The organism is uncultured Pontibacter sp. (genome assembly GCF_947499215.1).
Classification (GTDB): Bacteria; Bacteroidota; Bacteroidia; order Cytophagales; family Hymenobacteraceae; genus Pontibacter.
In genome coordinates, this window is record NZ_CANMNI010000001.1 from 1,266,213 (window position 1) to 1,278,353 (window position 12,141).

9 protein-coding genes are annotated in these 12,141 nt (G+C 48.4%); 4 read left to right on the forward strand and 5 right to left on the reverse strand.

The features are described 5' to 3' along the window. Position 1 precedes the first annotated feature (1 nt). The 3 genes from Q1A04_RS05530 to Q1A04_RS05540 all read right to left on the reverse strand — a co-directional run bounded on the left by Q1A04_RS05530 (position 2) and on the right by Q1A04_RS05540 (position 2,938). Complete coding sequence (locus Q1A04_RS05530; RefSeq protein ID WP_299702327.1) at positions 2-559, reverse strand: NUDIX hydrolase; 558 nt, start codon at positions 557-559, stop codon at positions 2-4. 127 nt (positions 560-686) lie between these two features. Next, positions 687-1,790 carry a glycosyltransferase gene (locus Q1A04_RS05535; RefSeq protein ID WP_299702328.1) on the reverse strand — a complete coding sequence of 368 codons (1,104 nt, stop codon included), beginning with the start codon at positions 1,788-1,790 and terminating at the stop codon, positions 687-689. 35 nt (positions 1,791-1,825) lie between these two features. After that, the gene (locus tag Q1A04_RS05540) at positions 1,826-2,938 is read right to left on the reverse strand and encodes a glycosyltransferase (RefSeq protein ID WP_299702329.1); all 1,113 of its coding nucleotides are present in this window, start codon (positions 2,936-2,938) and stop codon (positions 1,826-1,828) included. 410 nt (positions 2,939-3,348) lie between these two features. Here Q1A04_RS05540 and Q1A04_RS05545 point away from each other — a divergent pair, with 410 nt between their 5' ends. Continuing rightward, entirely contained in the window at positions 3,349-3,954 is a 606-nt protein-coding gene (locus Q1A04_RS05545) for a histidine phosphatase family protein (RefSeq protein WP_299702330.1), read from the forward strand. 49 nt (positions 3,955-4,003) lie between these two features. Here Q1A04_RS05545 and Q1A04_RS05550 read toward each other — a convergent pair whose 3' ends face one another. Both Q1A04_RS05550 and Q1A04_RS05555 read right to left on the reverse strand, forming a co-directional pair. Continuing rightward, the gene (locus tag Q1A04_RS05550; RefSeq protein ID WP_299702331.1) at positions 4,004-5,356 is read right to left on the reverse strand and encodes a RagB/SusD family nutrient uptake outer membrane protein; all 1,353 of its coding nucleotides are present in this window, start codon (positions 5,354-5,356) and stop codon (positions 4,004-4,006) included. 128 nt (positions 5,357-5,484) lie between these two features. Next, the gene (locus tag Q1A04_RS05555; RefSeq protein WP_299702333.1) at positions 5,485-8,454 is read right to left on the reverse strand and encodes a TonB-dependent receptor; all 2,970 of its coding nucleotides are present in this window, start codon (positions 8,452-8,454) and stop codon (positions 5,485-5,487) included. 495 nt (positions 8,455-8,949) lie between these two features. Here Q1A04_RS05555 and Q1A04_RS05560 point away from each other — a divergent pair, with 495 nt between their 5' ends. From Q1A04_RS05560 to Q1A04_RS05570, 3 genes are all read left to right on the forward strand, one after another. Next, positions 8,950-9,342, forward strand: a complete 393-nt coding sequence (locus tag Q1A04_RS05560) for a BlaI/MecI/CopY family transcriptional regulator (RefSeq protein WP_299702335.1) — start codon at positions 8,950-8,952, stop codon at positions 9,340-9,342. Then, positions 9,326-10,777, forward strand: a complete 1,452-nt coding sequence (locus tag Q1A04_RS05565) for a M56 family metallopeptidase (RefSeq protein ID WP_299702337.1) — start codon at positions 9,326-9,328, stop codon at positions 10,775-10,777. The genes Q1A04_RS05560 and Q1A04_RS05565 overlap by 17 nt, the downstream gene beginning before the upstream one ends. A gap of 101 nt (positions 10,778-10,878) precedes the next feature. After that, a complete protein-coding gene (locus Q1A04_RS05570; RefSeq protein ID WP_299702339.1) occupies positions 10,879-12,141 on the forward strand; it encodes a TonB family protein in 1,263 nt (420 codons plus the stop codon).

The following is a 12,141-nucleotide window of genomic DNA, read 5'->3' on the forward strand; positions in this document are numbered from 1 at the left end:
TTTATAGGCCAAGCTTGCGGAGGGCGAGCATGCAGAGCGCGACAGAGCCAGCCACTCTGATCTGCCCGTTCATGATCATGGGCTCCACTTCCTGTAGCGGCACTTTCAGCACCTCAATATGCTCACTTTCATCCAAGTCTTGGGCGGCCACCTCGCGCACGTTGTGGGCTATGAAATAAAATATCTTGTTCGTGTCCTTAGTCGGATTGTCGATCACCTGCAGCATCGGTTCCATCTCCTCTGTAGTATAGCCGGTTTCCTCCAGCAGCTCTCTTTTAGCCGCTTCGACAGGGTCGGTTTCCCCTTCGTCTATCACACCGCCGGGCAACTCAATAAATATGTCGCCGGCAGCATGCTTGTACTGCCGCACGAAAAGCACATGCCCATCCGCTGTCAGTGGAAAGGTAAGCACCACATCCGGCCTCACACTCACAAAATAGTCATCCATCTCATGCCCATTGGGCAGCTCCACGTGGTCGCGGCGCAGGGTATACCACTTGTGGTCAAACACGACCTGCGACTTCAGTGTCTTCCAGCGTTCTATTCCTTTTTTTGTCATTACTATTCTTAAAAAAGCGAAGCTACCTTTTTTACGGCAGACCGCACAAAAAAGAGCCATACCTGCTACAACTTTGAAAGCAGGTATGGCTTAAGAATTTTACCCTTTGGGCTTAATACAACATCTATCAGCCTGTAACGGCTAAGTGCTTTTCGCCCTTTGAATCAAGCGACATCAGTTCCGCCACGTAGTCTTCCAGTTCCTGCGCACGGTGTGCTGCGGTATGCTCGGCCATTACCTTGCGGCGTGCCCTAGAGCCAATATTTTTACGCTCTGTGTTGCAAATCTCACGAAGGAAACGGAGTGTCTCGGTGGCACTGCGAGAAATTAGGATCTCTGTCTCAGGCTCAAATAGCGTCTCGATTCCTTGCCAATAATCCGATATAACAGGTGTGTTGCAAGCGGCAGCCTCAAATAGCCGCATACTAGGCGTATACCCAAAACGGCTGGCACTGGCACGTGAAATGCTGAGGGTGAAGCGCTGGCTGTTAAAAAAGTCGCGATGCTCGAACGGCGTCAGGTGCTGCAGCATGGTTACATTGTTAGGCCAGCCCAAGTCTGCCGGATACTGTGTGCCTGCCACCGCAAAGCGCCCCTGCGGCCACTGCGCCGCGGCGTCCAGCATGAGCTTTTGTAGCCCCGATTGGCGATCTTCGGCATAGTTTCCCAAATAGCCAAGGTCCCACTTTATCTCGCGGTACTCGTGGTGGTAAAGCTCCGGATCGAAGGAGAAGTATAGCGGACGTGCCATACGCGCGCCATACTGTTTCTCCAACAGTTCCAACGCTGGTCCGCCTGTGCAAGACAAGTATAGATCAAAATTAGGTATAAGGTCGGCCTTCAGGTAGGGCAGTCCCTGCTGTTGCTCCAACCCAGTTAAGGTGGCCGGAGCATCTAGGTCGTAGAAGGCTTTTATGCCACGGGCTACTTTTTGCACCCATTCTATAATTTCGACACCTTGCGGTAGCCCGGATCCCACTAGCACCACGTCGGCTTCGCGTACCTGCTCCGTATAGTGCTGTTGCAGATTTTCGGAAGAGGTATAAAAACCAAGCTCACAGTAGTAGGGGTCGTGCAGATCGCTAGGCGTGCTAGAGGCGGTCGTTTCGCGTTCCAGAAAAAGAACGCTGTGCGCTCTGCCATGCAGGGCTTTCACAAGGTTACGGAAAGTGGTGGCGTGGCCGCTGCCCCAAGACGAGGTAATGGATGAGCCAAGTATAACAATGTTCATGGCATTCAGAATTACTCTTTCAAATTTAAGCTAAATCATTTTGAAACCACAGCGGGTGCCTGAATCAATTGCCCATACAAGTGACTGTAGTCTTGGGCCATCTGATCGGCAGTGTAGCCATGTGAGCGCTTCACAGCTCTGCAAGCCATGATGTTGCGGCAGAATTCGTCGTCTATCAGGTTATGCAGCGTATCGAGGAGTTCGTCGGCACTGTGCGGGTCTACGTAGCGCGCGGCATTGCCCCACACCTCGGCCATGCTTTCGGTTTTGCCCACCACAAGGGCACAGCCCGACATGGCCGCTTCCAATACCGTAAGCCCGAATGGCTCGTACTTGGCCGGCAGTGCGTAGATGGAGGCTCTCGACAACCAGTCCGAAACCTCTTTGTTGGTCAGCTGACCCAAAAAGTAGACGTTTTCCAATTCCATGGCCTCACCGGTAACCGGATGCTTGCCCTCCCCGGCAATATACACTGGCCACTGCAGGTCTGAGGCGATATGTGCTAGCATGGAGATGTTCTTGGCTTCGTCCCATACGCGCCCAAGGCTGAAAACAAACGGTTCTTTGCGCCCGAACTGGAAGTACTGCTGTCCACGACCATTGTACACAACGGCACTTTTTTTGAATGGTCCATACAGTTCCTCGGCTTGGTGCATCATGGCCTGTGTCGGGGCCACCACCATATCAGACGCTTGCAGGCCCTTACGGATCATTTCACTGTATTTATTCCAACTTTTGGGAGCCTCCTCCTGCTTCACGGCGCGCCACCACGACAGCACGCAGGAGTGTATTACTGTGAGCACGGGTTTGCCCCAGTCGAGATCGCCGTGGCTCATATGGTTGAGATGAATAACATCCGGCTGCACCTCATCCCGCAGCTGCAGCAACCATTCACCGGCTTTCTCCACATCCTGCCATGGTTTGTCCATCCATTCCAGTTTATACTCCTTCTCATATACCGTTAGGTTGGAAACACCTTCCGCTTCCTTTCGCTGCTCTTCGCTCATGGGCTCTCCCATAGTGGCCAAATATACTTGCGTTCCGTACTGTGCCATGGCGCGGGTCAGCTCCAATACGTAGGTCCAAACGCTGCCCACCGTATCGGCGGTCATTAATATCTTCGAGGGGTAATGTGGTGCTTTCATCATAGTCACTACTGTAAATATTGTTCCATCATGTGTTATACCAAGTTTTCGGACATAGCCATCCCGTTGCATATGTGGCAATAAGCCTACTATCAACCTCAGGCTAAAGCAGATGCGCTGGGTGCAAACGGACTTAAGTTGGTATATCCGGGAAATATTATCTTATTCAAGGTCAAGCCCTTAAGAATTCTGCCAGTATACAGGCAATCGGGCTTGGAGCTGACTTCTCTTGTCAGTGAATTCTAATACGCGGCAAGGGCTGTTTCCGTTAGTGGGTTTGTCTATTTTTCTGAACTTTTATCTTTAAAATCTCTAGTACTCCCCGAGCCCTACCAATTCTCATCAATATGCCGTAAATGGCATCTGCCGTAATAAGGCTCCGTATATAAAATGCCGCAAGCAATAACGATAATTTGAAAAAGGAACTACCCCATACAAGCCACGCTGGCAAGATCTTTCTGATCCGGCATGCCCGGCCCATGGTTTCTAAAAAAGGTTATTTCAGCGCATCCGATGCCCGCACCTTTATCAGCGACTACGATGCGGCTGAGGTAGAGGCATTTGTGCTACAGCACGAGGCCATCCCCTACCAAGACATAAAGCAGGTATACTGTAGCACGCTCGTTCGGTCACAGCTTACCGCCAAGCAGATTTTCGGGGAGGACGTGAAAATGGTCATCCGGCACGAGTTCCGGGAGTTCGAGCGCAAAATATTCTCATTGCCGCTGCTGCGGCTGCCCATCAGACTCTGGTTGGTGAGCGCGCGGGCACTGTGGATGATGGGTTTGAACAGTAGGGGGATTGAAACGTTTCGGCAGGCGAAAAAAAGAGCACGGGAGTGCGCTGCCTTACTGGCAAATGATGCGCAACAAGAGTCTGCTGTTATACTGGTTGCCCATGGGCTGCTCAACAACTTCATCAGGTGGTACCTGCAGGACATGGGCTGGAAGGACAGCCTACACGAGGGAAGCGGCTTTTTGAGTGTGACCGTAATGGAAAAGAAAAGCCCCGGCAGCTAGCGAGCTGTCGGGGCTTTTGGTTTAAAAATTCTGTCTTACCAGAAATTAATTAGTATCCGGTTGTCTGCTGATCGCGGATGTTCGGGTTGGCGTCAATCTCAGCCTGCGGAATAGGCCAAGCCCACTCACGGGCAGTTGGAGCTAATGTACAGTTTACAGCAACATCACCGCAATCTTCTCTATCGATCATACGGGTGGTTCGCTTCAGGTCAAACCATCTATGGCCTTCACCGATCAACTCTTTACGACGCTCCAGTGCGATGGCATCTAGGATAGCCTGCTGACCCACCAATACCTGCGGAACATAGCCGCTGATACGCGCAGCACGTAGCGTATTTAAGTCAGCTAAAGCACCAACCAAGTCAAGACCTGATTTCATGGCTCTGGCTTCTGCACGAATCAGATACATCTCCGCAGTTCTGAAAACTTTCCAGTCTACCAAGTTATCTTGCGCTGTACCGCGGGTATTGAACTTATCAAGAATTCTTACAGGTTCGTCCTGCCCGGCAGCTACTCTGGTATCAAAATACGTAGGGAACCTAATATCAGCATTTTGGTTGTAGGTTTCTACCAATGGCTCTGAAGGCCTGAATCTGTTACGCCTAGAAGGAGCGTTGAATACGCCACCACCTGGGTTACCTTCACCTGCGTTGAAGTTCACTGACCAAATTACTTCAGGATAAGGTGCTGCATCTCGCCAGATGCTCGGGAACTGCTCTCTTGTAGCTAGCGGTTTCGCATCTATAACCAGTGTCGCATAATCTTCAGCCGCTTGATACTCTTTAGCATACAGGTTGACACGCGCCAAGATAGCTCTCACCGCGAGTTGGTCGATGCGCGCACGGTTAGTTCTATTTATCCTCTCATCAAGACCTTCTTCAGCAAGCAGACTTTCTGCTTCTTCCAAATCTCTGAAGATCTTGTTATAGTTTTCCTGAACCGTTTCCCTTGCAGGCATATCTTCCGCATCAACGCTTTCTTTGTAAGGCACACCCAATTCAGAAGAATTACGATCGTAGTTTACAGCCCAATAACGCAACAGGTCAAAATGCGCCATACCTCTGATTGCCAATGCTTGACCTTTTAGCCTGTTTACGCGACCAGGATTTTCACTTGCAAACTGGTCGATGTCACGCAACACAATATTCGCTTGGTTAATGACAGAATACGCTGCTATCCAAGCAATGGCAATATCAGCTTCGTCACTGGCGTACACCCAGTTGGTCTGAATAGCCCAGTTGCCCAAATCAAAATCTGTTTGCGCAAGGTTATCAGACATCATGTCCGGCAATGTGGACCAAGTGCCTGTTGTCTGGCCACCACTTCCAAAATAACCAACCGTTCTGAAACGAGCATAAGCACCTGTGAGTGCAAACTCATAATCATCTAGGTTAGTGAACAAGGAATTGGCGTCTCGTTCAAATTCTGGCTCTACTTCGATGACCTTCTCACACGAGGAGAAAATCATGGCGCAACTTAGCCCTAAGCCTATAAATAGTTGTTTAATTCTCATTGTCTTAATTTAATTTGTTAGAAACCAACATTTAAGCCGAAAGTAACCGTGCGCAGAGCAGGATACTGGGCGCCTATAAGCGAGCCTGTTGAAACCTCTGGGTCAAAGCCACGGAAGTCGGTCCATGTCACCAAGTTCTGCCCCTGTGCAAACAATTTGATAGTGCTTACGCCGATGCCAGAGTAGATGCTTTGGGGAAGCTCATATGACAGATTGATGTTACGGAGCCTTAGGAAATCCCCATCTTCCACGAATCGGGTAGTACCGTCTTGGTATGTGTTCCCTGGTCTCGGTATGTTGGTTATTCTGTTTTCCGGTGTCCACTCATTTAACAAATCCACAGAAAGGTTGTCACCCAAATAAAGTGGATTTTCCACGTTATTGCGATCATTGTTATAGAGTTTATTTCCTCTAACAAAACTAAAGAAGGTATTCAGCTCCAACCCTTTGAATCGCAATGCAGTACCGAAACCACCAAACCATGGGGCTTCTACAGTGCCAACGATCACACGATCATTCGGGTCATACACCTCCGTTATTTCGCCTTCGGCAGTAAAGTACTGTGCATTTCCATTATCTGGATTCACACCGGCGTAGCGTACCACATAAAGCGAGTTAATCGGTTCCCCTACACGGTTAATAGTGATACCAGTAACGATCTCTTCATCATCACCTACTAGGCTTATCACTCGGCTTTGGTTGTAAGTGGCGCTTACATTGGCGCTCCAAGTAAAGTTTTCGCTAGCAATGATGTCACCACTGAGTGCGAATTCTACGCCGCGGTTACGCAGCTCACCCACGTTGGAAATCAGGTTGGAGAAACCAGTCGTTCTGGAAAGCTGCCTGTCCAAGAAAAGGTCACTTGTCAGTGAGTTATAGAATTCAACTGTGGTGGCTAACCTGCCACCAAGCATAGTAAACTCCAAACCAGTATTGAAGGTGGTCTTTCTCTCCCACTGTAGTGTAGGGTTAGCTAACTGCGCCTGACCAAGACCACCTGCACCACCATAAACAGAGCGTCCGAAAAGTTCACGTGATGCAAAATCGAGTGGAACACCAGCAGCATTTAACAAAATCTGGTTACCGGCAGAACCATAACTGATCTTATACTTAACGTCCTCAAATACGTTTGATAGGCCTTCCATAAAAGGTTCGTCAGAAACGATCCAGCTAAGACCGATAGAGCCGAAGTTAGCGAAACGTCTGTCTTCACCGAAGCGGGAAGAACCGTCGCGGCGTGCGCCAACGGTGATGTAATATCTATCTTTAAAGCCATAGTTGATGTTGGTGAAGTAAGAAAGCAGCGCATTCTCAGTTCCGCTACCCCCTACAGCAGGTATGAAACCATTCTCAGGGTTACCTGGCGTTATACCGGCCTCATTCTCGAAAGCACCACCAAGTCCATAACCTGTAAAGCCAAAGGATCTGAATCTGCTGTTCACGATCTCGTTAAACAAGGCTACCGTCAATGTGTGGTCTTCTCCAAATTGAGTGTTGTACGATGCTGAAGTTGTTCCTGTGTAAGTAAACCTCCTGTTATACCCACGGCCAAAACTACCGGATCTTCCAACAGCAAACGCACCTGAGTAAGTGTCAGGATCAACATAAGCAGATGTCTCATTCCCAGTGAAGTCGCCACCCCAAGTTGTTCTGAGAGTAAGTCCTTCCAAGAAAGGTGCGTTGTAACCTACATACACATTACCCACACCTTTCAATTGCTGACGCAGGTTTCTGTTTTCAAGAAGCTCTTGCAAGGCATTAGGCTGGCCAGACACCATTTGGGTATACTCACCTTCTTCAGTATAAGGTCTTTCGTAGGGGTTAGACCAGCGTATGGCATTAAGCGGAGTAGAAATAGCTGTGTTGGCTTCACTCGTATTGGTGAAATCTGAGTAACCGAAAGTGGAGTTCAAACCAAAATTGAAATCACCGGCATTTGACTCAACATTCGCCCTACCGGTATAGCGCTCAAGTTTAGTGTTTGGCACCGTTCCAGTCTGATCAAAGATAGAACCAGAGAGGAAGTAAGTGGTTTTTTCGTTACCGCCAGAAGCACTCAATGTATGGCTTTGGGTTTTACCTGTCTTAAAGAAGACATCCTCCCAATTTGTATCTATTTGCCTTAACTCAGCCAGCTCTTCATCAGTCCAGTCATAAGGGTTTCCACGCTGTAACTCATACTGCAGTTTTTGCTCTGTATTCATCACCTGAAGCTTGTTCTCAGGAGCTCTTGAAAAGCCATACTGTACGTCGTAGTTGATGCGGGTTTTACCTGCAAGCCCTTTTCTGGTTGTGATTACTACAACACCGTTTGCCCCTCTAGACCCATAAATAGATGTGGCTGAGGCGTCTTTTAGAATTGTGAGGCTCTCAAAGTCATTTGGGTTTAAAGTAGAAAAGTCAGCAGCGGAGATCTGCACACCATCCATAATATAGAGCGGCTCGGTACTACCGAGGATAGACCCTCTACCACGGATTACCACATTTGCGGCTGCACCTGGCTGACCAGAGTTTGCCTGCACCAAGATACCTGGCGCTCTACCTTGCAATGACTGGTCAAACGATGCCAAGGGCACTTGTCTGATTTCTTCCGCTTTTACAGTAGACACGGAGCCTGCTGTCTCACGCTGCGTCTGCGTGGTATAACCAGTTACCACCACTTCAGAAAGCTGGCGCGTGTCTGCGCTCATGGCCACACTAATACTTGTTTGATTGCCAATAGCAATCTCTTGCTGCGTCATGCCAATCTGACGGAAAATCAAAATGGCCGTTTCAGGAGTCACGTTAGCTGGAATCGTCAAGGTGTAGGTACCATCAACACCAGTGCTAACACCGGTACTGGTTCCCTTTACGATTACAGAAACACCAGGCAAAGGCTGACCAGTTGCCTGCTCAGTCACGGTACCTGATATAGTTCTGCCCTGCGCCATCACCTGTTCAGCCAGGCAGAGCACTAGAGCAAAGACCATAAGTAGGAATTTTCTCATAGATTTTGAGTTTTAGTTAAATAATGAATGTCGGTTAACTGTTGTTTATTGACCTCCATGACATGTTACGGAGTACGCACACTTTCCATACAATACGATGAAAACCAACCTGCAAGTTAGTATCAATAGGTATTTTTTCAAGCCTAAGTTAAAATTTATAAAGACAACAGAGAAGACTAACTTTCTGTTTTCACTCAAAGCCAAAAAAATTAAGTCATTAAAAGACCTGAGAGCCACTAACTCCACTTAAAAAATAGTCACAGCATTTGGCGATTTTTCCCTAACATCAGCTATATCAAGTTTAATAAAGAGTTAACTCGCTAGTTTATTTACAGTTATATCCTTTTTCCCACTGCCCAAACAGCTTCGTACACCTTTTTATTTCAAGTAAGATATTGGCTGACTAGAAATATAAATTTTTTAATTAACTAAACCTTTAGTTTGTAAACTAAGTATTTAGTTATATATTAGCATTACCAAACAAAATTGAAGCCTATGAAAGAGCTCACCAAAGCCGAAGAGGAGATTATGCAGATTCTCTGGAAACTGGAAAAAGGGTTTGTAAAAGACATTATGGAGCAGATGCCCGAGCCCAAGCCGGCGTATAATACGGTGTCCACGATTGTGCGCATACTAGAGAAGAAAGGCTTTGTGGGATACAACGCTTTTGGCAAGTCACACGAGTATTTCCCGCTGGTGGCTGAAGACAAGTACAAGAGCTTCTTTCTGAAGAATTTTATGAGCGGCTACTTCGGGGGCTCATTCGAAAAACTGGTTTCTTTTTTTGCCAAGGATAACAAGTTGGACCTAAAAGAAATAGACCAACTGATGCGACACGTAAAAGACGAACTTAAAGAGGAGGACCAACAGGATGGAAACGACCGTTAACTACTTGATTCAGTCAGGCTTTGCTCTGCTGGTGCTATACCTGTTCTATAGACTCGTTCTGCGAAACCAGCCCAGCCTATATTATAACAGAGCCTACCTGTTGCTGGCTCCCCTAGCGGCACTTGTTATTCCGCTGCTGGAGTTGCCGCTCCCCTTTGAGGCGGCGCTGCCAGCTGCTAAGGCCATACCAAGCATACAACTGCAGGAAATTCAAGTGGTCGGTTACACAGATGCTGCGCCTGTCACCACCCAGTTGCTAACGATTGGGCAACTGCTCATCACCCTTTACAGTATCGTAGGACTTGTTTTGTTGATCAGGTTGGGAACTCAGCTGGCACGCATTCGTCAGCTGGCTTCCACTGCCACCCCACTCCAAGGCACTAACGCTGATGCGACCATACTTCAAACTGAGGGGCATGTGCCGGCCTTCGCCTTTTTAAACTATGTGTTTCTGGGCAGTTTGGCGCACCTGTCCGATAAGGAGCAACAGCAAGTGCTGCGCCACGAACTGGCCCACGTGCGTCTGCGCCATACCTATGACATCCTGTACTTTGAAGTTCTGACGGCTATTTTCTGGTTTAACCCCCTTGTCTGGTTACTGAAGGAAGAACTGCGAGACGTGCACGAGTACCAAGCCGACGCAGAGGTACTCTCTGACTATCAGCCACAGGAGTACAGCTCACTGCTGGCCAAGGAGGCGCTATATGTAACAGGTATACCTGTAGGCAGCTACTTTCAAAAGCCGCAGGTGTTCCGCCGCCTGCACATGCTGCAGCAGTATGGCCGACCATCCAGTCGCATGCGACCGCTGTTGGCTTTGCCCGTGGTGCTGCTCTTGCTGTTCGCTTTCTCGGTAAACAACCAAGCAAGCGCTGATGTAGTCACTGAGCAAGAAGAACCGACCTCACTCACAGAAATATTAGTGACAGCACCCGCCCGCAAAGCCGGTATACCTATAGGTGAGAAAAGCAGCACAGGTATAGCCAAGGAGTCAGCGGCAGTTTCAACAGAACGAAATACATCGCCTGACAAGCCCGAACCGACAAACAAACTGATTCAATTTGATGAACCTTCCACTAAATCCGCTAAACCGGAAGCTACCACTAGTGAGCGTGTAAAGCCTTACAGCTATGTAGAGCAGATGCCAAGCTTTATTGGAGGTGAAACAGAAATGCTCAAGTTCCTCGGCCGCAACATCCGCTACCCAAAGACAGCACAGGAGGCCGGGGTGGAAGGACTGGTAGTAGTCAGCTTTGTGGTGGAGACTGATGGAAGCCTGCATGATATAACTGTCCTGAAAAAGCTGCATGATGAAGCCGACGCAGAAGCCGTTCGGGTAGTGGAGCGCATGAATGGCCAGTGGAATGCAGGCAAACAGAATGGCGTAGCGGTACCTGTCAGGTATACCTTGCCCATCCGGTTTGCCATAAAATAACACCCTCTCACATTTTAATCCCTTATTCATTCAGCCAAAAAGCTGAAACAGGACAACTATTGCCTTTTCAAACCTAAAACGAACCATAAAACTTACATCTCATGAAAAAGAAAAACACACTCAAAAACATGCTGGCAGCGCCTCTTTTGGCTTTAGCCTTGTCTCTGGCGCCGCAATCCGTTGTCTTGGCTCAGCAGACAAACGCCCAAGAAAAACCTTATACCTATGTGGATCAGATGCCTCAGTTCAAAGGTGGTGAAGGGGAAATGCTCAAGTTTCTGGGCAGCAACATCAAGTATCTAGACGCCGCCATTAGCAATGGTCTGGAAGGACTGGTTGTTGTGAGCTTTGTAGTAGAAAAAGACGGTAAAGTAAGCGAAGTGCAAACGCTAAAATCGCTGGGTCAGGGTACTGACGAGGAGGCCATACGGGTGGTGAAGCTGATGAGCGGGCATTGGACACCGGGCAGCCAGAAAGGAGAAGTAGTTCGGGTACGCTATACCTTGCCAATCAAGTTTGCGCTGAGAGGCGCAGAGAAAGCAGCCGCTGCCGAAAAAGCCAACCGCATGCCTGCTTTTAAGGGTGGTCCCGAGGCTATGCAACAGACGATGCAGTCATACCTAGTGCTGCCAGCTGAAGCCAAACAGGAGAACCTGAACGCACGTGTGGTGGTGAAGTTCTATGTAGACAAAGATGGCCAAGTATCCAACCTGCGCCTCGAAGGCACCAAACTCAAGAAAACCGTTGGCCCCGGCTCCGAACTAGACTACATGGATGCCTCTACGTTCCAGTTGCAGAACAAAGCCATTCTGGCGAAACTCTCTGAATCTGCCATGGCTGCTGTTAAGGCGACCTCGGGCAAATGGGAACCTGCTCTTAAAAACGGACAGCCTGTTGGTTCCGAATTGGCATTGCCGGTGCAGTTCCTAGGGTCAGACTCGGACAGAAACAGTGAAAAAATAGGTGTACCGAGTATGACTAAGTATACCAAGCACTTCTACCAAGTCGATGAAGTGGATGTTAAGCCGAGTTTTAAAGATGGCTCTTTTGAAAAATACTTGGCCAAGAACTTGCGTTATCCTGCCAATACTGACTTTGAAGGGATAGTAGAAGTCAAATTAGTGATAAAGGAGAATGGGGAAGTGATTAGCATGATACCCGTAAGTATTGGAAAGGAAATACACGACGCTGTATCCGGCACAATCCAAAAAACACAGGACATGTGGAACCCGGGCAAAGTAGACGGCCAACCTGTTTCGGTTACCCAAAAGCTGACTATCCTGTTTGTAACGAATGACGGATCAAAGAAGCCTGCAGACTCGAATGCGAAAAAGGCTGATCTGATTGTTACAAGGTTTAAGTAG